The sequence below is a fragment of the Mycobacterium shunyiense genome (assembly GCF_058270075.1).
Window position 1 is genome coordinate 922,797 of sequence record NZ_JBZDPU010000040.1, and the last position, 20,878, is coordinate 943,674.

A 20,878-nucleotide genomic window follows, 5' to 3' on the forward strand; every position below is an offset into this window, starting at 1 on the left:
CATGCAATCGCGCAAGCGGCGCCGCGCCCCTCGTGGCTCCGGGGAGCTGCTGCGCGATGAGATCCTCGACGCCACAACCGAACTACTGCTGGAAACCGGTCATGCCAAGGCCGTCTCGATCCGGTCGGTCGCTCAGCAGGTCGGGGTCACACCGCCGTCGATCTACCTGCACTTCGAGGACAAGGACGCGCTGCTGGATGCAGTGTGTTCGCGGTATTTCGAGAAACTCGACGAGGAGATGCAGCGCGCCGCCGCCGACCACGACTCGACCATCGAGGTGTTACGAGCGCAGGGACACGCCTACGTGAACTTCGCGCGACGCACACCCGAGTTGTACCGGCTGGCGACCATGGGTGAGGGCAGGCCCGGCAGTGACGTCGACGTCGCACTCAACAGCTCTGCGTTCCAACACATGCGCGCTGCCATGGAGGCGCTGATCGCCGAGGGCGTGTATCCGCCCGGCGACCCCACGATACTGGCGTTGGAACTGTGGACCGCGGCGCACGGGGTTGCCGCGATCCTGATCTCCAAGCCGTATCTGCCGTGGGGAGATGTCGAGGAATTCACCGACCGCGTGCTACGTGCGGTGTCCACCGGCCAGATCGTCTCGGGGATCATCGGAACCGACCTCGCACCTGCCGAAGCAATCGCACGGTTGCAGGGCTTGGCCAGTGAACCCGCCGACCAAGGCGCCGACGAAGGGTAGAAGCCGTGACTGACAAGACCGTCGACAATCCGTTCTTCGCCCGGGTGTGGAAGACGCTGTCGAGTTCGGAGCCCAAGGCACTGCGCCGGCTGCGCGGTGACAACCTCGCCGGACTCAGCGGCCGGGTGCTGGAGATCGGTGCGGGTACCGGGACGAACTTTGCCTTCTATCCGTCGACGGTGACCGAGGTGGTCGCCATCGAGCCCGAACGTCACCTTGCCGAAGTGGCCCGCAGCGCGGCGACGCGGGCGCCGGTGCCAGTGACCGTCACCAGCGACACCGCCGAGAAGTTCAGCAGCGCAGAGCCGTTCGACGCGGTGGTCTGCTCACTGGTGCTGTGCTCGATCGATCAACCCGATACGGTGCTGCGCCAGCTGTTTTCGATTGTCCGGCCAGGTGGCGAACTGCGGTACCTGGAGCATGTCGCCGGTCTCGGCTGGCGGGCCGGAATGCAGCGCGTGGCCGATGCCACCGTGTGGCCGCGGTTGTTCGGCAATTGCCACACCCACCGGCACACCGAGCAGGCGATCGCCGACAGTGGATTCCAGGTTGAGACTGCGCACCGTGAGATGGCGATGCCGGCCTGGGTGCCGCTGCCGGTGACGGAGTTCGCGATCGGGCGTGCGGTCAGGCCGGCCTAGCCGGCGTCGCGAGTACCGAGGAGCGTCGGCAACCGCTGCAGCAGATTCGGCAGGGAGCCGCCCGCGGTCTCGCGGAGTGAGAGCGTCGCGCTGTCCGACAGCGGGGTGCGTTCCGGATTGACCTCGACCACCACGGTGCCTGCGGCGACGGCGGCTTCGGCCAGTCCCGCCGCGGGATAGACGATCGAGCTGGTGCCCACCACGATCACCACATCGGCGTTGCTGACGGCCAGCACCGACCGTTGCCAGGCATCGTCGGGCAGCGGCTCGCCGAACCACACGACGCTCGGCCGGATCAGGCCGCCGCACGGGCAAACCGGAGGTTCGATCGTCTCGACCGGCTCAGGCATCTCGGGCAGCTCGCCCTCGAACTTCGAACCACATGCGTCGCAACGGAACTCGAACAAGTTGCCGTGTAGGTGGTAGACGTTCGTACTGCCGGCCCGCTCGTGCAGGTTGTCGACGTTCTGGGTGATGACGTGGACGTCGGCGAAGTCCTGCCAGGCGGCCACGGCCCGATGTCCGTCGTTGGGCTGCACGTGGGACATCATGTAGTGGCGCCACAGATACCAGGCCCAGACTTTCTCCGGGTGCCGCTGCCAGCCTTCGATGCTGGAGATCTCGTAGGGGTCCACCTTTGCCCACAGGCCCGTTTCGACGTCGCGGAACGTTGGTACACCGCTCTCCGCCGAGATTCCGGCACCACTGAGGACAGTCACTTGCACATCACCAACGTAGTCGGTTTGGGTGATACTTGAGCACGTGGTTGAGTTGGGGGATTGGGTTCTGATTGATTCGAGCGCGGAAAAGCCGCTGTTCGATCAACTCCGGATCCAGATTATCGAGGGCATCCGGCAGGGGCGCCTGACGCCGGGTACCCGGTTACCGACGGTGCGTGAGCTGGCGGCGAAGGTCGGGCTTGCGGTGAACACCGTGGCCAGGGCCTATCGCGAGTTGGAGTCGGCGGGGGTGTTGGAGACCCGGGGGCGGTACGGCACCTTCGTCGCACGGGCCGATCCGGCCGATGCCGCGATGGCCGCCGCCGCGCATTCGTTCGCCGAGGCCGCCCATGCGCTGGGGATCGGCAAGGCCGACGCCCTGCGTTATCTGGACAGCGCGTTCGACTGATCCGGGCTGGCTCAGCCGGTCCGGATGCCGTGCCAGCGGTGCACATCCAGGGCGACGGCTACCGCGACACTGTTTTCGGCGAGCGGGCGGGGCAGGAGCTGGTCGGCGCGAGCCAGTCGTCGCAGCAGCGTGTTGCGGTGGAGGTACAACCGTGCCGCGGCGCGTGAGGCGTTGCACTGTTCGTCGACGAATACCCTTACCGTTTCCTGTAATTCAGGGTCGGCGGTCTCAAGATCGCCGAGATTGCGGCTGACGAACTCGGCGGCACGATCGGGGTCGGCGGTGGCCAGTGCGACGAGTTCGACGTCGGCGAACTTTGCGATCTGCTGTGTGGAGTGCAGCCGGGCCATCATCTGCTGTGTGGTGATCGCGTCGAAGTGGCTGCGCCGGAACCCATCCAGACCGTCGGACGGCGGGCCGATGGCGATCCGGACGCCGTCCAACTCTGCGGCGACGCGGGTGAGTGCTTGGAAGCCGTGCTGAATGTCGGCGCCCCCTGCGGCCCACACCCAGCGGGTGGCGGTGCTGGCCAGCACGCTCAACGGTCGCGGATCGCCGCAGTCCTGGCCGAATGCCTCGGCGGCCCGGTCCAATCCGGACAGGTCGCCCGCCGGGTCCTCGCTCCAGATCACTGCCGCGGTGTGCGTTCCGGTGAGCGCGTGGCCCAGGCGCGCCTCGGCGCGCTGCCGGGGGATCGGGGCGCCCTCCAGCAGGAGCGCGACGGTCTCGCGCCGTTCGGCATGGGTGCCGCGGGTCAGGTCATCGCGTTCCAGGTCGATCTGGGCAGCGATCCCGGCCAGCGTGGCGTCGACGAACGCACTGATGGACTGCGAGCACACGTCGAGCATCTCGTGTAGTTCGCCGGGGTCGGACGTGAGCTCGAAGGCGATCTCCATGAGCCGGCGCCATGCCACACCCTCGCCGACCCGATACGCATCCAGGGGGAACTCGCTGACGCCGCGGCGCACCAGTTCCCGCGCGATGCTGAGTGGCTCCGGACCGGTATTCGGCGGCACCGGAGCACCTGGATCGCGCACATTCGCCGTGCCCCAGAAGAACAGGTTGGCGTGGTTACTGCGGACGACCGCGCCGGCGAGCTCGGGGTCGGACGCGATTGCCGGGCTGGCGGCCAACACTGCGGCATCGAATTCGTCGAGCCATTCCTGGCGGGGGTTGAGCACAATCTGTGCGCATTGCCGGATCAGGTCCTGCACCCGAGGTGACGGTGGCTTCCACGCCATCACCCCAGCGTAGAACTGTGGTGCAAACTGCACCATAGGATGCCGAAGATTTGGAACTTCCGACCTTGGGTGACGATCGGCTGACCGCAACCATTGAGACATGAACCACACCGAACACGTCGACGTACTCATCATCGGCGCCGGAATCTCCGGCATCGGTGCCGCCTACTACCTGCAGCGCGAACACCCGGGCCGCAGCTACACGATCCTCGAGGCCCGTGGCGCTACCGGCGGCACGTGGGACCTGTTCCGTTACCCGGGCATTCGGTCGGACTCCGACCTGCACACCTTCGGGTACGAATTCAAACCGTGGCGCGACGAGCATGCCATCGCGACCGCCGACAAGATCCTGGCCTACCTGCGCGAGACGGTGTCGGAGAACGGCATCGACCGCCACGTCCGGCTTCATCACAAGGTGCTCGGCGCGGCCTGGGACTCCGCGACTGCCGCCTGGACCGTGGACATCGAGCGGACCGGCAGTGACGGCGCGGATCCCGAACTCGTGCAGATCTCGGCGAACTGGTTGTTCTGCGGTGGCGGGTACTACCGCTACGACCAGGGCTACACCCCGACCTTCGAAGGTCAGGACCGGTTCACCGGACGAATCGTGCATCCGCAGCACTGGCCGGAGGATCTCGACTACACCGGCAAGAAGGTCGTCGTGATCGGCAGCGGTGCCACCGCGGTGACGCTGGTGCCGTCGATGGCGCCGACCGCCGGGCACGTCACGATGCTGCAGCGCTCACCCACCTACGTGCTTCCCGTCCCGGCCAAGGACGCCTTCGCCAACACCGCCAGGCGGCTGCTGGGCGACCGCCTCGGGTATGCCGCGGCCCGGCGCAAGAACATCATCAAGCAGCGCTCCGTCTACGTGCTGTGCCAGAAGTACCCGACGGCCGCCCGGTGGCTGATCCAGAAGGTCAACGCCGCCAAGCTGCCCAAGGGCTACCCCGTCGACGAGCACTTCGCGCCCCACTACAACCCGTGGGACCAGCGGTTGTGCGCCGTACCCGACGGCGACCTTTTCGAGGCCATCAGCAACGGCAGCGCCTCGGTGGTCACCGACCGCATCGCGACGTTCACCGAGAACGGAATCCTGCTGGAGTCCGGCCGTGAGCTTGACGCCGACATCATCGTCACCGCAACGGGTCTCAACATCCAGCTGTTCGGCGGGATGTCGCTGACCGTCGATGGCGCACCGGTGGACCTCGCCGACACGGTCGCCTACAAGGGCATCATGCTCTCGGGCGTGCCGAACTTCGCCTTCGCCTTCGGCTACACCAACTCGTCATGGACGCTCAAGGTCGGGTTGCTCTGCGAGCACTTCTGCCGGTTGTTGAAGCACATGGACGACAACGGTTTCGACGTCGTCCGGCCGGAGTTCGCCGGCGGTCAGACCCGCCCCCTCCTGGATTTCGGGGCCGGGTACGTGCAGCGTGCCATCGACGAGATTCCCCGTCAGGGGGTTGACGGACCGTGGCAGATGACCATGAACTACACGTTGGATGCCGAGACGTTGCGCAACGGACCCGTCGAGGACCCTCACCTCAGGTTCGAAAAGTCCTTGGTGGCCGTCTAGTTCGGCGGACTAGCCGAACTCCAGCAGACCTACCACCGGGCGGACGGGGTCGAAGATCGGCAGGTGGTAGGTCCGCAACAGGGCGTTGAAGATCGCGCCGCGGCCGGGTGGCATCGGCAGATCGCGAACCGCCCGTACTCCGGGGACGGTGTTGACCAGATCGGCGAGCTCGCCCGGGGACAGGCTGAACGGCATGGGCGGCACCCGATAGCGCATCGAGGTCGGCATCCCTTTGCGGGTGAGAAACGCGAAGAACGCCGGAGGCAGGTCGAACATCATCTGTCCGCCCGGAAAGCGCTGCGCGCAGGCACGGATCAGTGACATGGACTCCTCTGGCTGCAGATACATCAGGAGGCCCTCGGCGGTGATGAACACGCCGTGATCGGTGTCGACGTGGTCCATCCAGCTGAAGTCCAGTGCCGACTGGGCGCGCTGCGTGACGCGGTCGGGCTTGGGCAGCAGCTTGTTGCGGAGCTCGATCATCGGCTCCAAATCGACTGACATCCAGCGGAACTCATGTCCCACGCCGGCGGCGTCCAGGCGGTAGAAGCTGGTCTGCAACCCCTCGGCCAACGCCACCACGGTGGCCTTCGGATGCTCGCGAAGATAGTCGCCGGTGATCCGGTCGAACAGCAGTGAACGCAGGGCCATGTCCTGGCGGCGGGTATAGCCGAACTTGGCGAAATCAAAATCGATCGAGTCGACCAGTTGCAGCGCCACCGGATCGTCGATCAGACCGTCCGGGCGGCGTGCCTCGTGCGCGCGCACCTGCAGGGTCAGCAGTGCCGTCTCGGAGACACCGGTGAGCGCACTGCCACTGACCTTCTCTGAGCCACCCGTCATGGCGCGAATGTACCCGCGTTCCGCCGGCCGGTGCCAACCTCGTCGATCGCACGCGCAAAGATGCTCTCAAAGGGTGATTCGGTTCAGCTGGAAGGAGTCCGCCGTGCCACGCTTCGCGGCCAATCTCTCCATGATGTACCCCGAACACGCCTTCCTCGACCGGTTCGCCGCCGCGGCGGCCGACGGGTTCACCGCGGTGGAATTCCTCTTCCCGTACGAGTACCCGGCCGAGCAGCTGCGCGTTCGCCTCGATGCCTGCGGTCTGGAGCAGGCGTTGTTCAACGCTCCTCCCGGCGATTACACGGCGGGGGAACGCGGCACCGCCTCCCTGCCCGGCCGCGAGGCCGAGTTCAGGGATGGATTCGTCCGCGCACTGGGCTACGCCGAGGCGCTGAATTGCCCACGGGTGCACGTGATGGCCGGCGTTGTCCCGACCGGTGCCGGGCGCGAGGAGCGGCTGGCCGTGTACCGCGACAACCTCACCTGGGCCGCCGATCAGGCCGCCGGCCTCGGCGTCGACGTGCTGATCGAACCGATCAACCAGCGCGACATGCCCGGCTATCTGCTGAGCCGGCAGGACGAGGCGCACCGCATTGTGGGCGGTATCGGGGCGCCGAACCTCAAGGTGCAACTCGACCTGTACCACTGCCAGATCACCGAAGGTGACGTGACGGTCCGGCTGCGGTCGGACATTCCGACCGGTCACGTCGGGCACCTGCAGATCGCCGGAGTTCCCGATCGTCACGAACCCGACAGCGGCGAACTGGCGATCGACTACCTGCTCGCCGTCATCGACGAGACCGGTTACGACGGTTGGGTGGGCTGTGAGTACCGTCCCGCCGCCGGCACGAGCGCAGGGTTGGGGTGGCTGCGAAGAGCGCGCGGGTGACGGCTCAGCGCAGCACCTTGTCCAGGGTCCGTAGATTTCTGGTGGTGGTGCAGGATTTGTAGCGCTTCTTGCCCATGGTCTTGCCGATCGCGCTGTCGAGCGTCGCGGCTCGGGGCACCTGCCAATAGAGCACCCCGTCGCCGCGTTGCACCTTTTCGTCGTCGCCCGGGGTCAGCGCCGCGAGCTCGTCGAGCAGGTTGTCGTCACTCACGAACGTGACATACGAGTGGTGGTCGGGGACTTCCCGCGCGAACGGATAATCGGCGGAGATCTTCTGCAGCGTGGAGATGTCGTACACCAACACCCATGCCTCGTAGCCGAAGGCGTCGCGCAGTGCCTTCTCGGCGGTGGTGCGGACCTTCGGGGCCTTGGAAGTGCTGTCCAGCAAGACATTTCCGCTTGCCAGAATCGTCTTGACCTCGGTGAATCCGGCTGCCTCCATGGCTTTGGCCACGTCGGCCATCTTGAGATTCACGCCTCCCACGTTGATGCCGCGCAGGAACGCGATGTAGCCCGTCACCGCTCCAGCCTAACCAGTCACTTCACCGGCAGTTGGTCCAATTCGGCCTTCGAGGTGGCGGTGATGAGGTGGAGCACCCGCCGGAAGCTGGGGGATCGCGTCGACACGATCGACGTGTGATTCTCACCCGGGAGCAGTTCGACGCTGGCCCGGCCGCCGCGCTTCTTGAGCGCTGCGACATAGCGCTGCGAATTGGCCGGTGCCACAACGGTGTCGAGGGTTCCGTGCACCGCGATCACCGGCACGCTCGGGTCGAGGTTCTGGATCGGATCGACCGAGGCGTACCGCTGCGGCACCTCTGCCGGGCGGCCGCCGAGCACTGCGACGATGCGTTTGTCGCCGTGGTCGGCGGCGTAGACCATGTCGAGCGGACCGGCCAGCGAGATGACCCTGGTCGGCCGGAACCGGGGCCGGGATCCGACCTCGTCACCGCGCAGGTCCTGGCGGGTGCTGGCCCATACCGCCAATTGGGCTCCTGCACTGTGGCCCACGACCAGCGCGTCGTCGATGGCCAGCTGCGGATACTGCAGGGCCACCTCGGCGACATAGTCCATGGCGCCGGCCACGTCGTCGAACGTGGTCGGCCACCCACCGCCCGACCCCATCCTGCGGTACTCGATGTTGTAGACCGCCATGCCGCGGCTACTGAGCTCGCGGGCCAGGCCCTGGAACACCCCCGCGCCCATCGTGCTCTGCCACCCGCCGCCGTGGATCAGCACCACCAGCGGGACCGAATTGAACGCATGCCTGCCGGCGGGCAGGTAGAGATCTGCCCAGTTCTGGTCGGGGTACCGGTCGGTGGGCCGGGCGTCGGACCGGTAGTGGACGCGGGTGACAGTCACGTCGTGCAGGGTGAGGGCCTCGGGGACCACCGCGACCGCAGCGGACCTCTTTTCCGTTTTCGCCTCGGTTGTGCAGGACGGCGTGACACCGACGACGAGCAAAGCGGTGAGCGCGATCAGCGCCCGCCGGTACCGCCGGCGATGCAGTCCTGGAATCAGCACAGTCGTCTCTTTCTCGATCCCTCGGGTCAGAAGTCCAGTGCCGTGATGGACGGTCTGATGCGGTGGATCGCGCCGATCCGGTCCAGCCACGGCTCGGCCGCCAGCTTGAACAGGCCGCGCCCGGCCTGCATGGGCACGTCCCGAGCCGACCTCACCCCGGCGATGGCTCCCGGTCCCGTCCCAGCCATGGCCAGGCCCTCTTCGGCGGTCAGCGCGAACGGCATCGGCGGCGCGATGTAGCGGTCGGACAGGTGCAGACCCTTGATGGTGCGCCGGCTCGCCCAGTGCGGGATCGAGTCGAACACCATCCGCCCGCCGGGGAACCGTGCCGCGCAGTCGGCGATCAGGCTGCGCACGTCGTCGGGTTCCAGGTACATCAGAAGTCCCTCGGCGGTGATGAACACACCGTTGGTGGCGTCGACGTGGTCCATCCAACTGCGGTCGAGTGCCGACTGGGCCAGGGCGACGATGCGGTCGTCATGAGGCAATAGTTTGTCCCGGATCGCGACCACAGGCGGTAGATCGACTGAATACCAGGTCAATTCGTCAGCCACCCCGGCCTGATCGAGGCGCCAGAAGCTGGTCTGCAGACCCTCGGCCAATGCCACCACCGCGGCCTTCGGATGCGACGAGAGGTAGTCGCGGGTCTCGACGTCGAAGGTGCGGGCCCGCAGCGCATGGGCTTGGGTGGGCCTGCCGAACTTGCGGTAGTCGTAGTCGATGGAGTCACGAAGGGCCACGGCCCACGGGTCGCGGATCACGCCGTCGGAACGTCTGGCCTCGAGACCGCGGTTGCTCAGGGTCCACAGCGACGTCGCCGAGACGCCGTCGAGGGTGTTGCCGTCAATCACGCTCATCGAACCGATGGTAAAGACGTACGCTCGTCACATGGGGCGCCAGGTTTTCGACGACAAGCTTTTGGCCTTGATCGGCGGCAACTCGATGGGAGTTCTCGCGACGATCAAGCAGGACGGTCGTCCGCAACTGTCGAATGTCTCCTACTACTTCGACCCGCGGGCAGTGCAGATCCAGGTGTCCATCACCGAGCCGCGGGCCAAGACCCGCAACCTGCGACGTGATCCTCGGGCATCCGTCCATGTCAGCTCCGACGACGGCTGGTCGTATGCGGTTGCCGAGGGCGACGCGATCCTCACCCCGCCCGCCGCCGCGCCCGACGACGATACGGTCGAGGGGCTGATTGCCTTGTACCGCAACATCGCCGGAGAGCATCCCGACTGGGACGATTACCGGCGCGCCATGGTCGACGATCGCCGCGTGTTGCTGACCCTGCCGATCACGCACGTGTACGGGATGCCGCCGGGCCGTCGGTAATACGCGTGACTATGGACTCGGAGTCGGACTACGCTGCGGCGTATGGCTGACGACACACCGGAAGACGACAACAAGCGCAAATTCCGGGAGGCCCTGGAGCGCAAGAAGGCGCAGTCGTCTGGGGGCGCTGCGCACAAGGACGGCGGGCGTGACAAATCGCGGGCACATGGCCCGGTCGAGAACCGGCGGGAATTCCGCCGCAAGAGCGGGTAGATACAGGTTCGTCAACGCCGAGTGTGCGTACAGATCGCTATTCCGTGGAAATTCGCGATCTGTACGCACACTCGACGTGTTAGTCGCGGGCCAGCGCCCGGGCCGCCACGAGGGCGGCCAACATGACCGCCACGCAGTACACGCCCTGATCTTTCAGGCCCCAAGCGACCGAGGTCAGTGTCGCCGCACCGGCCAGGCACAGCAGCAGCCCCACCGTGGCGCTGCGGATGCCGGTGTCGGCCACCGCGCCACCGTCCCACAGTGGCAGCGGCGAGTTCTCCAGCGGTCGCAGCGCGACGAAGGCGACCGCGACCAGTCCGGCCATCACGGCCAACTGCAGCACTGACAGCGCGATGAAGCCGGGGGCAGACGGGTCGATGCGGTCGAGCCCAAGGTAGTCGAACACCAGGTGCAGGCCCAGCAGCAGCGGCATGTGCCACAGGTACAGCGTCATCGCACCGGAGTTGCCGATCGCGGTCAGCCACCACACCCGCGGCCGCTGGGCCCACCGGTTGATGGCGGGGGCGGCGGCAATCGCGAACGCGCACATCATGATTGCGTGGCCGGCCAGCAGCAGCGACGGCGGCGTCATGTTCTTCAGGTGCTGGGTCTCGATGCCGACCAGGCTCAGCTCGTAGGGGCCGAAGTACAGCAATGCCAGGTTCACCCCGAGCATGCCGATCCCGATCTTCAGCGCGGCACTGCTGGACAGCAGGTGGCGACGGTAGGCCACACCGAACACTCCGGGGATCAACCACACCACGGTGTTGAGGTAGCCGAGTGTGGCGTAGCCGTCCATGTTTATCCGGACCATGTCGATCACGGCGATGAACGCATATGTGCCGATGATCACGCAGGCCATCTGCCCGGTGGTGGTGATACGGGCCAGCATCGGTATCGCCGCCAGCACCAGGACATAGGCGCCCAGGAACCACAGCAGCTGGATGGAGATCCCGGCGATGGGCTCGTAGACGTGCTCGGGGAGCACGAACCGCAACACCGCCAGGGCCGCGGTCCAGAAAGCCAGGTAGTAGAACACCGGCCGGTACAGCCGGGTGCAGCGTCGCAGCAGCCACCCGCCCCACGAGGAGCCCGGCTTCCAGGACTGCACCGAAGCGGCCACGCCGGCGAAGAAGAACAACGGCATGATCTGGAACACCCAGGTCAGCGCCTGAAACACGACGGACGCGGTGAGCAGGTTGCTCCAGATGAACACGTCGGCACGGATCGTGCTGGTCGCCATCATCGTGTGGCCGAACACCACACCGACCAGGGACACGATCCGGATGACGTCGATGGCGCGGTCCCGGTCCGGTGGGGTCTGCGCCTCGACCTCGGCGGGCGAGGGAAACAGCCCGGCTTTCGCGGGGGCATTCTTGGCAGCTGTGTCAGCAGCAACGGTCATGGCTAGAACGCTATGGCCCCACGGCTGCGTAGTCCCTAGGTAGAAGCACTCAACTTCGCTCTGGCCTCCGCGAACAGGATCGCGGTCAGACAGACCGCGGCCAGCACCGCGACCGTGATCGCGAAAGTGATGCCGGCGGTCCGCAGGCCCAGTGATTGAGCGGCCAGGCCCTCGCCGATTACCGGAAGCGAGATGGCGACATAGGCGACGACGAAGTAGGTGGAGCTGACCTCGGCGCGACGCTGGGCCGGGGCGCGCTCGACGACCGCGGCCAGGCCCCGGCTGAAGCTCATGCCCTGGCCGATGCCGGATACCACCGCGGCTGTGATCAGGCCGGGCAGCGAGGAAAAATACAGTGCCGCAGTCAGAATCATCATGCCCACCATCAGCAGTCCGCAGCCGACCGCCACCGCCCGCTCGGCGGCCATTCGATTCGCTGCCACCTGGGTCAGGGCCGAGGCCGCGAAGATCGAGCAGGCGATCGCGCCCGCCACCGCGTGGTTGCCGATGCCGATGACGTTCGACAGGAACGACGGCGCGACCGCGGTGAACAGTCCGGTCACCGCGAATCCGGCGAAGGCGGCGAGTGCGGCGATGACGAAGACGGTCCGGACCTCGGTGGGTACGGACAGCCGCTGCAACCCGATCCTCCCGGTGCGCGCCGACGTCTCCGGCACAACGAGCACCGCGATCCCGGCCAGGACAGCAAGGCCGATGTGAATCAGGAACGGCAGCAGAAGGGGTTGGGGTGCGTACTGCACCAGTAGACCGGCCAGCAGCGGGCCGGCGCCCAAGCCGCCGATGTTGGCCACTGTCGCCACCGCCGCGGCCCTGGATTCCCAGGCCTGCGGGGCGGCCTCGATGACGGCCGCCGTGGCCGTTCCGGTGAAGAGACCCGCCGACAGACCGGACAGCACCCGACCGATCAGCAGCAGCGGCACCGAATCGGCGAACAGGAACACCACGGCGCTGACCAGGGCCGCCGCCACGCCGGCCAGCAGCATGGGCCGCCGGCCCACGGCATCCGACCAGCGGCCGAACACCAGCAGCGCGAACAACACACCGCCGGCGTAGGTGGCATAGATGACCGTCGTGGTCAGCACCGCGAAATGCATGCGGTCGGCGTACAGCGCGTACATCGGGGTGGGCAGCGTGGTGCCCACCATGATCGCGGCGAACGCGTACGCGAGGAGAGGAAAGGAGAGGCGGCGCACGCTGAATGGTAGCGGCGCTACCTAACGTTTGTATTCCGCTTATTCCGCCGAAACGGCATTCCAGCAGGCTGCTACTCGCAGTTTCTCTGCTGGAATGCCGTTTCGGCGGAGTGGCGTCTAGTGCGCGACCGCCTTCTCGGCGCCGACGCCGGTCAGCGACCGGACCTCCATCTCGGCGTTGAGTTCGGGGTTCCCGGTGTCGGGCGACGTGAGCGTGCCGATGATGCCGAGCGCGAATGCGAGCGGGATGGACACGATGCCTGGGTTGGCCAGCGGGAAGAAATCGAAGTCCGCGCCGGGGATCATGGCGGTCTTCGAACCCGATACGGCGGGGGAGAACACAATCAGCACGATGGTCGAGATCAGGCCGCCGTACATGCTCCACAGGGCACCGCGGGTGTTGAACCGCTTCCAGTACAGCGAGTACACGATCGTCGGTAGGTTGGCCGCAGCAGCCACGGCGAATGCCAGGGCCACCAGGAACGCCACGTTCTGGCCGTTGGCGAGAATGCCCAGCCCGATCGCGAACACGCCGAGCACGACCGCGGTGATACGCGAGACCCGCACTTGCTCGTCTTCGGTCACCTTGTGCGACTTGAGTACTGACGCATAGATGTCGTGGGCGAACGAGGCCGACGCCGTGATGGTCAGACCGGCCACGACGGCGAGGATCGTCGCGAACGCCACCGCGGAGATGACCCCGAGCAGGATCACCCCGCCGAGTTCGAACGCCAGCAGCGGGGCGGCCGAGTTGACGCCACCGGCTGCCCCAAGAATGCGGTCCGGACCGACCAGGGCGGCCGCGCCGTAGCCGAGTACCAAAGTAAATAGGTAGAAGGCGCCGATCAGCGCGATCGCCCAGACCACCGAACGCCGAGCCTCTTTCGCGGTCGGCACCGTGTAGAAGCGCATCAGCACGTGGGGTAGGCCCGCGGTACCGAGCACCAGCGCCAGCGCCAGCGAGATGAAGTTGATCTGCGAGGTGAGCGATCCGCCGTACTGCGCGCCCGGGGCGAGCACGTCACGGCTGGACACGCCCTTGGTGGTGGCCCCGGAGATCGCCGATTGTGCCGAACCGAGGATCTCGGAGAAGTTCAGCCCGAACTTGCTCAGCACCATCACGGTCATCAGAGCGGCACCCGCGATCAGCAGCACGGCCTTGATGATCTGCACCCACGTGGTGCCCTTCATGCCGCCGACCAAGACGTAGACGATCATCAGGATGCCGACGACGGCGATCACGATCGACTGCCCGGTGCGGCTGTTGACGTCGAGCAGCAGGGCGACCAGACCGCCGGCTCCGGCCATCTGGGCCAGCAGGTAGAACAGCGAAACCGTCAGTGTCGAGATGGCCGCGGCCAGCCGCACCGGACGCTGCTTGAGCCGGAAGCTCAGCACGTCGGCCATGGTGAATTTACCTGTGTTGCGCAGTAATTCGGCCACCAGTAGTAGGGCGACCAGCCAGGCCACCAGGAACCCGATCGAGTACAGGAAGCCGTCGTAGCCGTAGACGGCGATGGCGCCGGCGATGCCGAGGAAGCTGGCCGCCGACAGGTAGTCGCCGGCGACGGCGATGCCGTTCTGCGGGCCGGAGAAGCCGCGGCCGCCGGTGAAGAACTCGTCGGCGGTCGCATTTCGCTTGCTGGCCTTGATCACCACGATCATCGTGACGACGACGAAGAGGCTGAAGATGCCGATGTTGGCCACCGGGTTACCGACGGTCTCCGCGGCGAGCGTTGTGACTGTCATCGGGTGCCCTCCAGCTCTTCGCGGATGGCGGTGGCCCGCGGGTCGAGCTCCCGGTTCGCGAAGCCTACGTACAACCCGGTGATGAGGAACGTGGTGAGGAACTGGCCCAGCCCGATCAGCAGGCCGACGTTGACGTTGCCGAACACCCGGATGGCCATGAAGTCGTGGGCGAACGCGCCGAGAGCGACGTAGAGGCCGTACCAGACCAGGAAGAACGCGGTCATCGGAAAGACGAAGCGGCGCAGGCGGGTACGCAGTTCCTGGAATTCAGGACTGGCCTGCATGGCGAGGAACTGCTCCCCGGTGGGGGCAACCCTCTCGGGAAGGTCGGTTTCGGTCACCCGAGAACTCCTGACAATTGGCTGTGAGAGCGGATAGCGCCTGAACCTAATTGAGAGCTGGGTCACATGGGCGGGGTATCGAGGTCGATACGCCGAATTCGGTCATCGCTGCGCCGAGCGGTCGGTCGTCGGGGCTGAGCGGCAGGCGGTTCAGCCTGCGGGCACCCGCTCGACGCCGAGGCCGAGGCGTTCGGGCACGTGCATGCGCGCGAAGATCTGCGCGACGCCCGCGATGGGCCGGGTGAACATGCTGACGACGATCATGGTGAGGAAGGCGATCGGCACGCTGACCGCCGCCGGGTAACCGACCATCACCGCCGGCCATCCGCCGAGTACGTCGTCATCGATACCACCGCTGATCGCCACGAGTGCCGCGCTGCCGCACACACATCCGCCCACCGCGAGGCCACATGCCGCACCGATCGCGGTCAGGCCGCGCCACCAGATACCGAGCACCAGTAGCGGGCACAGGGTGGACGCGGCGACCGCGAAGGCCAAGCCGACGCTGCGTGACAACTCCAGCCCGGACACCATCAGCGACAACGGGATCGGGATGAGCCCACCGAACACTGCGGCGATCCGGAAGTCGCGCACCCGGCCGCGCAGCACATCGGTGGCCAGGGCGCCGGCGACGCTGATCAGCAGGCCCGAAGAGGTTGCCAGGAACGCCGCGATGGCGCCGGCGGCCACCAGGGCGGCCAGCAGTTGGCCGCCGATCCCGCCGACGGCCGCGCCGGGGGCCAAAAGCACTGCAGCGTCGGCAGTTCCGGTGATGAGCAGCTGCGGCACATACAATCGGGAGAAGACCCCGAGCAGGATCGGGAAGAAGTAGAACACTGACAGCAGCGCCACCACCGCCAGCGCGGTACGGCGGGCCGCCCGACCGTCGGGGTTGGTATAGAAGCGAACCAGCACATGCGGCAGGCCCATGGTGCCCAGGAACGTCGCCACGATGATCGACAACACCTGATACAGCGGATGTCCACCGCCCAGGCCGCCGCCCGAGGCGATCCACTCACTGCCGGTCCCCGGAGTGCCGGCCACCACCGGCGTGGCCGCGCCCGCGGCCAGCGTGAGCGTGGTGCCCGCGCCGAGGGTATGTTGCCCGGGCGCGGTGATCCTGGCGGAGTCGACGTGTCGGCCGTCCAGGTCGCCGGACACGGTGATGCCCGCCGGATCGATCACCTGGACCACCACTGAGGTCTCGATCTGCACGGTGGTCTGCTGTTGCACAGTGGGCGGCAGTGGACCGCCCAAATCGCCACGGTCGCCGATGAACAGCCCGAGCAGGGCCAGCGCCGGGATCGCAATGGCGGTGAGTTTGAGCCAGTATTGAAACGCCTGCACGAAGGTGATCGACCGCATGCCGCCGGCCACCACGTTGGTGATCACGATCCCGGCGACGAGCAGCGGTCCGATCCAGACCGGAACGCCCAGAAGCGTTTTCAGGGCGAGCCCGGCGCCCTGATACTGCGGCGCCAGATAAAACAGGCAGATCACCACGACGACGAGCATGGCCACCTTGCGCAGACGGACCGAGCCGAGCCGGAATTCGGCGAAGTCGGGGACGGTGTAGGCCCCCGAGCGTCGCAGCGGTGCGGCCACGAACAGCAGCACGCCCAGATAGCCTGCGGTGAAACCGACCGGATACCACAGCGCGTCGGCGCCGTACTTCGCGATCAGCCCGGCCACCCCGAGAAACGAGGCGGCGGAGAGATATTCACCGGAGATCGCGGCGGCGTTCCACTGCGGGCCGACGCTGCGCGAGGCCACCAGGAAGTCGGAGGTGGTGCGCGACAACCTAACCCCGTAGGCGCCGATGGCGATGGTGGCCACGACGGCGGCGAGCAGGGCAGCGGCGGTCAGCGGTGCGCCGGTCATGGTTCGCTGTCGACGACGCGGACGAAATCGCGCTCGCCCTGCTCGGCCAGTCGGATATAGAGCCGGCCTACGCCGTACAGCAGGGGATACAGCAGCCCGGCGAGGATCAGCCAGTTGAGCCGGATGCCGAGTACCGTGAGCGCGGCGAACTCCGGTACGGCGGAATTGAGTAGCACCAGGGCCACCACGACCGTGACCACTACGGCGGCGAGTCGCAAGGCGAGCCCCAACTGTGTGCGCACCAGGCCGCGTACCAGTGCGTCGCCCACCTGTGTCTGCTCGGCCACCTCGATGCGCGTGCGCACCATGCGGGTACCGCGGCGGTGGGCGAGCACCACCCGCTGCCGCTGGGGGCGCTCACTCATCGCTGCCCGCCGGTTTGAGGGAACGCATCGGATCGCGGACCAGTCGGTCCCGCAGTTCGCGGGCCTGGCGCCGGCTCACCGGAAGCTCCACGGCGGGGGAGGTTCCGTTGGCGCGTAACCGCACCAGCACGGCGCCTTCGGCCGTACGCAGACCGGTGACCTGTCGCAGTGACACGAGGTACGACCGGTGGATGCGCTGGAACCCATGGTCGCGCCAGCGGGTTTCCAAGGTGCTCAACGGGATCCGCACCAGGTGGGCACCGGTGGCCGAGTGCAGCCGGGCGTAGTCACCTTCGGCCTCGACCCAGCCGATGCTGTCGCGGGGCACCAGGTGGGTTATACCGCCCAGTTCGGCGGGAACCACGTTCCAATCCCGATCCTCGGGCTGCGCCGGTTCAGCGGCCGCGGCCTTCGGCGCGGCGGACGCGACCCGGCGCACGGCTTCGTCGAGGCGGTTCTGCCGGATCGGCTTGAGCAGATAGTCGACGGCGCCGACATCGAAGGCCGCCACTGCCTTGTCCTCGTGGGCGGTCACGAACACCACGGCGGGCCGGTTCGCGTAATTGGCCAGCACCCCGGCCAATTCGATGCCGGACAGGCCGGGCATGTTGATGTCGAGGAACACCGCGTCGAAAGCGTGCTGGTTGAGTTCGCGTAGTGCCGAGGTGGCGTCGGACGCGGTGTGCACCTCACCGACGTCGGGGTGTTGCCCCAGCAGATAGGCCAACTCGTCGAGGGCGGGCGCCTCATCGTCGACGGCGAGCACGGTCAGGCCAGAACTCATGCGAAACCACCTCCGCCGGCTCGGACCCCTGAACGGAACTTCGGCACGCGCATCACCACTTTGGTGCCCGCGCCGACCGCTGTCTCGACCACAAGACCGTAATCGTTGCCGAATGCCGCGCGCAGCCGATGGTCCACATTCGTCAGCCCGACATGCGCGGACTCCCCGGTACGGTCGGCCAGTGCGTCGCCGGGGCCGGCGCGCAGCGTGTCGGGATCGATGCCTGCCCCGTCGTCCTCCACGGTGATCACGCATTCAGTGCCCGCATCGCGGGCGATGATCTCCACGGATCCGCCGCCCTGCCCCGCCAGCCCGTGCCGCACAGCGTTTTCCACCAGCGGCTGCAGCGCCAGGAACGGCACGACGACGTTGAGCACCTCGGGCGCCACCTGAAGCCGTACCCGCAGGCTGGTGCCGAACCGGGCACGTTCCAGCGTCAGGTAGCGGTCGATGTTGCGCAGTTCGTCGGCGAGCGTGGTGTACTGCCCGGCCGCCCGGAACGAGTAGCGGGTGAAATCCGCGAATTCCAGGATCAGTTCGCGGGCCCGGTCCGGGTCGGTGCGGACGAACGAGGCAATCGTGTTGAGCGCGTTGTAGATGAAGTGCGGGCTGATCTGGGCACGCAGCGCCAGCACCTCGGCCCGGTCCAGTCGGGCGCGTGACGCGTCGAGTTCGGCCAGCTCGAGCTGGCTGGCAGCGTAGCGAGCCACCTCGCCGACCGCGCCGAGCATGCCCGGCCCAGGGCTGGCCGGTGCCAGGACCACCAGGGCACCGAGCACCTCGCCGCCCTCGGTCAGCAGCGGCTGCGCCACGACAGCTGTCGACCGTGCGGTGTGCAGTACCCGGCGACCGGCACTGATCGACTCGCGGGCGGTGTCGGCACAGACCTCGACGGTGCCGGACTGCCAGATCGCCTCATCGTCGTGGTCGCGGGCCAGCAGGGCCGCGTCATCGTCGAACAGCGCGAGCCCCGCGGTACCGGTCAGCTCGCGCAGATAGGGCGCCGCGGTCTGGGCGGATTCGGTGTCCAGGCCTTGACGTAACGCGCGGGCGGCCTGCGCGGCGGTGTGCAGTGCGGCGTGCACGGCACGTTCGGTGGGGGTGGCCACCACCCGCCGGGTGCGCACCACGACGACGGCGGCGATCGCCGCCAAGATCAGCGCCAGGGCCAGCGCGACTGCCACTTCGCCGGACATCGTGGGCCAACCTTAGATGGCTGTGCGGCGAAACCGCAGCTAGCTCACCTACTGAACGGGGCAGGCGTACTTCCTGGCCACGTCGTACACCCGCTGCTCCGCACCGGGGCCGATCACACCCTGGGCGGCCAACTCCCAGCTGATGTACCCCGGGATGCTGCCCGTACACGCCTGGTGAGCGACGCGCCACGCGGTGTCGGGATTCAAGTGGAATCCGTTGCGGTCCAGGCCCTGCATGTAGTTGTCGAACTCCGGCGTGCCCTGATCGGGGATCGCGTTGGCCGTGGCGGCCAAGGCAAGCGCGGTAATCACCGCTGCAAAGAAGGGTGCAACGACGCGTCTCATGTCCATCTCCTATGGGCACATCACCGGGTAACGCGTACACATTCGCACACTCCACCGACACAGGCGTCAAAAACGTGGCTAGTCCTAGACTGGCGACGTGGGAAAACTGCAGCTAGTCCAAGACCCGGAGGCCGACGCCCTGCTGGAGTCCAACCCGTTCGCGCTGTTGGTCGGGATGTTGTTGGATCAGCAGATTCCGATGGAGACGGCGTTCGCCGGGCCCAAGAAGATCGCCGACCGTCTCGGTCGTGTCGACGCCCGCGAGATCGCCGACTACAACCCGGACGAGTTCATCGCGCTGGTGTCGCAAACCCCTGCCATTCACCGGTTTCCGGGGTCGATGGGCAAGCGGGTACAGGACGTGGCGCGGGCCATCGTCGACGAGTACGACGGCGATGTCACCGCGCTGTGGACCAGCGGCGATCCCGATGGCAAAGAGGTGTTGCGCCGGCTCAAGCGCCTGCCCGGGTTCGGTGACCAGAAAGCCCGGATCTTCTTGGCGCTGTTGGGCAAGCAGTACGGCGTGACGCCGACGGGCTGGCGTGCGGCGGCGGGGGATTACGGCACGGCCGGCAGCTTCATGTCGGTGGCCGACGTGGTAGATCCCGGGTCGCTGCAGAAGGTCCGCACCTACAAGAAGCAGATGAAGGCAGCCGCCAAAGAAGCCAAGGCCAAGAGCTGATGTCGGCGTCGAGCGTGCGCTGAGATCGCGTTTCGTGGCTTGGATTCAGGCGGTGGCTGCAACGAATGTGGACGGGTCTGACAGTAGTCGGTCGAGTTCTTCGGCGGGGGTGCGCCATTTGAGTCGTTTGCGGGGTCGGGCGTTGAGTTCGGCGGCGACCTCGTCGAGCCAGCCTGGCCCGTAGAACGACAGGTCGGTGCCTTTGGGGAAGTACTGACGCAACAGGCCGTTGGTGTTCTCGTTGGTGCCGCGTTGCCAGGGGCTGTGGGGATCGCAGAAGTAGATCGGCAGTCCGGTGGCCTCGGTGATCTTGGTGTGCAGCGCCATTTCTTTGCCTTGGTCCCAGGTCAGCGATCGACGCAGAACCTCAGGGATGTCGGGAAGCTTGACGCTCATGGCTGAGGCCAGGGTGGCTGCGGTGCGGTCATCGGGCAGGTGCAGTAAGACCACAAATCCGGTGGTCCGCTCCACCATGGTGCCGATCGCCGAAGCCGAGGCGGTGCTACCCAAGATCAGGTCCCCTTCCCAGTGGCCGGGGATCGCCCGATCATCGGCCTCCTTGGGGCGTTCACTGATGTTGATCATGTCTTTGATCTTGCCGCGATCACTAATACTGCTGCGGCCCTGCGGTTTGCGCTGTACGCGCCCGGTGCGCAACGCGGTCTTGACCAGCCGGGCCAACTCCCCGCGCGGTTGGACATAGAGGGCCTGATAAATCGTCTCGTGTGACACCCACATCTCCGGATCGTCGGGGAAATCTTCGCGCAGTCGTTCGGCGATCTGCTCGGGACTGTGCCGCTTTTCCAAGCGTGCCACCACT

The 20,878-nt window shown here is 66.8% G+C and carries 24 protein-coding genes; 8 read left to right on the forward strand and 16 right to left on the reverse strand.

The features are described from left to right. Position 1: 1 nt before the first annotated feature. Positions 2-706, forward strand: a complete 705-nt coding sequence (locus AC4ELH_RS35080) for a TetR/AcrR family transcriptional regulator (protein WP_498889556.1) — start codon at positions 2-4, stop codon at positions 704-706. Positions 707-711: 5 nt separating this feature from the next. Continuing rightward, the gene (locus AC4ELH_RS35085) at positions 712-1,347 is read left to right on the forward strand and encodes a class I SAM-dependent methyltransferase (protein WP_064882679.1); all 636 of its coding nucleotides are present in this window, start codon (positions 712-714) and stop codon (positions 1,345-1,347) included. Here the strand turns inward: AC4ELH_RS35085 and AC4ELH_RS35090 are convergent. Next, positions 1,344-2,072, reverse strand: a complete 729-nt coding sequence (locus tag AC4ELH_RS35090) for an NAD-dependent deacylase (protein ID WP_064882681.1) — start codon at positions 2,070-2,072, stop codon at positions 1,344-1,346. The two genes, AC4ELH_RS35085 and AC4ELH_RS35090, sit on opposite strands and share 4 nt — an antisense overlap. Positions 2,073-2,109: 37 nt before the next feature. Here AC4ELH_RS35090 and AC4ELH_RS35095 point away from each other — a divergent pair, with 37 nt between their 5' ends. Beyond that, positions 2,110-2,475: an Rv1152 family transcriptional regulator gene (locus AC4ELH_RS35095; RefSeq protein WP_064882684.1), complete on the forward strand. Its 366-nt coding sequence runs from the start codon at positions 2,110-2,112 to the stop codon at positions 2,473-2,475. Positions 2,476-2,486: 11 nt separating this feature from the next. Here AC4ELH_RS35095 and AC4ELH_RS35100 read toward each other — a convergent pair whose 3' ends face one another. Further along, positions 2,487-3,716, reverse strand: coding sequence for an Rv1453 family transcriptional regulator (locus tag AC4ELH_RS35100; RefSeq protein WP_448449180.1), 1,230 nt, complete (start codon positions 3,714-3,716; stop codon positions 2,487-2,489). A gap of 100 nt (positions 3,717-3,816) precedes the next feature. Between AC4ELH_RS35100 and AC4ELH_RS35105 the strand changes: the two genes are divergently transcribed. Beyond that, complete coding sequence (locus tag AC4ELH_RS35105) at positions 3,817-5,295, forward strand: flavin-containing monooxygenase (protein ID WP_448449179.1); 1,479 nt, start codon at positions 3,817-3,819, stop codon at positions 5,293-5,295. A 9-nt stretch (positions 5,296-5,304) separates the two neighbouring features. Here the strand turns inward: AC4ELH_RS35105 and AC4ELH_RS35110 are convergent, their stop codons facing one another. Beyond that, positions 5,305-6,138 (reverse strand): class I SAM-dependent methyltransferase, encoded by an 834-nt coding sequence (locus AC4ELH_RS35110; RefSeq protein ID WP_498889462.1) that lies wholly within the window; start codon positions 6,136-6,138, stop codon positions 5,305-5,307. A gap of 103 nt (positions 6,139-6,241) precedes the next feature. On the opposite strand from AC4ELH_RS35110, the gene otnI reads away from it, so the two are divergent. Next, complete coding sequence (gene otnI, locus AC4ELH_RS35115; RefSeq protein ID WP_498889464.1) at positions 6,242-7,027, forward strand: 2-oxo-tetronate isomerase; 786 nt, start codon at positions 6,242-6,244, stop codon at positions 7,025-7,027. 4 nt (positions 7,028-7,031) lie between these two features. Here the strand turns inward: otnI and AC4ELH_RS35120 are convergent, their stop codons facing one another. From AC4ELH_RS35120 to AC4ELH_RS35130, 3 genes are read right to left on the reverse strand one after another with little or no spacing between them, the layout of a single operon-like run. Beyond that, positions 7,032-7,547: a DUF1697 domain-containing protein gene (locus tag AC4ELH_RS35120; protein ID WP_448449008.1), complete on the reverse strand. Its 516-nt coding sequence runs from the start codon at positions 7,545-7,547 to the stop codon at positions 7,032-7,034. Positions 7,548-7,564: 17 nt separating this feature from the next. Continuing rightward, positions 7,565-8,551 carry an alpha/beta hydrolase family protein gene (locus tag AC4ELH_RS35125; protein WP_448449007.1) on the reverse strand — a complete coding sequence of 329 codons (987 nt, stop codon included), beginning with the start codon at positions 8,549-8,551 and terminating at the stop codon, positions 7,565-7,567. A gap of 26 nt (positions 8,552-8,577) precedes the next feature. Then, positions 8,578-9,408 carry a class I SAM-dependent methyltransferase gene (locus AC4ELH_RS35130; protein WP_463794983.1) on the reverse strand — a complete coding sequence of 277 codons (831 nt, stop codon included), beginning with the start codon at positions 9,406-9,408 and terminating at the stop codon, positions 8,578-8,580. Positions 9,409-9,439: 31 nt separating this feature from the next. On the opposite strand from AC4ELH_RS35130, the gene AC4ELH_RS35135 reads away from it, so the two are divergent. Together AC4ELH_RS35135 and AC4ELH_RS35140 are read left to right on the forward strand one after the other, a co-directional pair. Beyond that, complete coding sequence (locus tag AC4ELH_RS35135; RefSeq protein WP_064882694.1) at positions 9,440-9,883, forward strand: PPOX class F420-dependent oxidoreductase; 444 nt, start codon at positions 9,440-9,442, stop codon at positions 9,881-9,883. Between the two features lie 42 nt (positions 9,884-9,925). After that, on the forward strand, positions 9,926-10,096 hold the full coding sequence (locus AC4ELH_RS35140; protein ID WP_110777269.1) for a DUF5302 domain-containing protein: 171 nt from the start codon (positions 9,926-9,928) through the stop codon (positions 10,094-10,096). Between the two features lie 79 nt (positions 10,097-10,175). Here AC4ELH_RS35140 and AC4ELH_RS35145 read toward each other — a convergent pair whose 3' ends face one another. From AC4ELH_RS35145 to AC4ELH_RS35185, 9 genes are all read right to left on the reverse strand, one after another. Next, positions 10,176-11,501 (reverse strand): acyltransferase family protein, encoded by a 1,326-nt coding sequence (locus AC4ELH_RS35145; protein ID WP_498889468.1) that lies wholly within the window; start codon positions 11,499-11,501, stop codon positions 10,176-10,178. Positions 11,502-11,536: 35 nt separating this feature from the next. Further along, positions 11,537-12,715: an MFS transporter gene (locus tag AC4ELH_RS35150; protein WP_498889470.1), complete on the reverse strand. Its 1,179-nt coding sequence runs from the start codon at positions 12,713-12,715 to the stop codon at positions 11,537-11,539. Positions 12,716-12,832: 117 nt separating this feature from the next. Beyond that, positions 12,833-14,464: a monocarboxylic acid transporter gene (locus AC4ELH_RS35155; RefSeq protein WP_498889472.1), complete on the reverse strand. Its 1,632-nt coding sequence runs from the start codon at positions 14,462-14,464 to the stop codon at positions 12,833-12,835. Then, on the reverse strand, positions 14,461-14,805 hold the full coding sequence (locus AC4ELH_RS35160) for a DUF485 domain-containing protein (RefSeq protein ID WP_498889474.1): 345 nt from the start codon (positions 14,803-14,805) through the stop codon (positions 14,461-14,463). Before AC4ELH_RS35160 ends, AC4ELH_RS35155 begins: the two co-directional genes overlap by 4 nt. Positions 14,806-14,955: 150 nt before the next feature. Beyond that, positions 14,956-16,686, reverse strand: a complete 1,731-nt coding sequence (locus tag AC4ELH_RS35165) for a sodium/solute symporter (RefSeq protein WP_498889476.1) — start codon at positions 16,684-16,686, stop codon at positions 14,956-14,958. Further along, positions 16,683-17,051, reverse strand: a complete 369-nt coding sequence (locus AC4ELH_RS35170) for a hypothetical protein (protein ID WP_498889478.1) — start codon at positions 17,049-17,051, stop codon at positions 16,683-16,685. The genes AC4ELH_RS35165 and AC4ELH_RS35170 overlap by 4 nt, the downstream gene beginning before the upstream one ends. After that, positions 17,044-17,835 carry a LytR/AlgR family response regulator transcription factor gene (locus AC4ELH_RS35175; protein WP_498889480.1) on the reverse strand — a complete coding sequence of 264 codons (792 nt, stop codon included), beginning with the start codon at positions 17,833-17,835 and terminating at the stop codon, positions 17,044-17,046. Before AC4ELH_RS35175 ends, AC4ELH_RS35170 begins: the two co-directional genes overlap by 8 nt. Further along, positions 17,832-19,031, reverse strand: a complete 1,200-nt coding sequence (locus tag AC4ELH_RS35180; RefSeq protein ID WP_498889482.1) for a sensor histidine kinase — start codon at positions 19,029-19,031, stop codon at positions 17,832-17,834. The genes AC4ELH_RS35175 and AC4ELH_RS35180 overlap by 4 nt, the downstream gene beginning before the upstream one ends. 48 nt (positions 19,032-19,079) lie before the next feature. Next, positions 19,080-19,382: a DUF732 domain-containing protein gene (locus tag AC4ELH_RS35185; RefSeq protein WP_463794973.1), complete on the reverse strand. Its 303-nt coding sequence runs from the start codon at positions 19,380-19,382 to the stop codon at positions 19,080-19,082. Between the two features lie 91 nt (positions 19,383-19,473). On the opposite strand from AC4ELH_RS35185, the gene AC4ELH_RS35190 reads away from it, so the two are divergent. Continuing rightward, positions 19,474-20,058, forward strand: a complete 585-nt coding sequence (locus tag AC4ELH_RS35190) for an HhH-GPD-type base excision DNA repair protein (protein WP_498889484.1) — start codon at positions 19,474-19,476, stop codon at positions 20,056-20,058. Between the two features lie 45 nt (positions 20,059-20,103). Here the strand turns inward: AC4ELH_RS35190 and AC4ELH_RS35195 are convergent. Continuing rightward, positions 20,104-20,878, reverse strand: a 775-nt coding sequence (locus tag AC4ELH_RS35195; protein ID WP_498889486.1) for an IS30 family transposase, incomplete at its 5' end; no start/stop codon positions are given.

Coding starts and splice junctions, on each gene's coding strand:
- AC4ELH_RS35185 (WP_463794973.1), bottom strand. CDS start 19,382: ATGGACATGAGACGCGTCGTTGCACCCTTCTTTGCAGCGGTGATTACC.
- AC4ELH_RS35110 (WP_498889462.1), bottom strand. CDS start 6,138: ATGACGGGTGGCTCAGAGAAGGTCAGTGGCAGTGCGCTCACCGGTGTC.
- AC4ELH_RS35165 (WP_498889476.1), bottom strand. CDS start 16,686: ATGACCGGCGCACCGCTGACCGCCGCTGCCCTGCTCGCCGCCGTCGTG.
- AC4ELH_RS35130 (WP_463794983.1), bottom strand. CDS start 9,408: ATGAGCGTGATTGACGGCAACACCCTCGACGGCGTCTCGGCGACGTCG.
- AC4ELH_RS35080 (WP_498889556.1), top strand. CDS start 2: ATGCAATCGCGCAAGCGGCGCCGCGCCCCTCGTGGCTCCGGGGAGCTG.
- AC4ELH_RS35180 (WP_498889482.1), bottom strand. CDS start 19,031: ATGTCCGGCGAAGTGGCAGTCGCGCTGGCCCTGGCGCTGATCTTGGCG.
- AC4ELH_RS35155 (WP_498889472.1), bottom strand. CDS start 14,464: ATGACAGTCACAACGCTCGCCGCGGAGACCGTCGGTAACCCGGTGGCC.
- AC4ELH_RS35105 (WP_448449179.1), top strand. CDS start 3,817: ATGAACCACACCGAACACGTCGACGTACTCATCATCGGCGCCGGAATC.
- AC4ELH_RS35175 (WP_498889480.1), bottom strand. CDS start 17,835: ATGAGTTCTGGCCTGACCGTGCTCGCCGTCGACGATGAGGCGCCCGCC.
- AC4ELH_RS35170 (WP_498889478.1), bottom strand. CDS start 17,051: ATGAGTGAGCGCCCCCAGCGGCAGCGGGTGGTGCTCGCCCACCGCCGC.
- AC4ELH_RS35145 (WP_498889468.1), bottom strand. CDS start 11,501: ATGACCGTTGCTGCTGACACAGCTGCCAAGAATGCCCCCGCGAAAGCC.
- AC4ELH_RS35135 (WP_064882694.1), top strand. CDS start 9,440: ATGGGGCGCCAGGTTTTCGACGACAAGCTTTTGGCCTTGATCGGCGGC.
- AC4ELH_RS35140 (WP_110777269.1), top strand. CDS start 9,926: ATGGCTGACGACACACCGGAAGACGACAACAAGCGCAAATTCCGGGAG.
- AC4ELH_RS35100 (WP_448449180.1), bottom strand. CDS start 3,716: ATGGCGTGGAAGCCACCGTCACCTCGGGTGCAGGACCTGATCCGGCAA.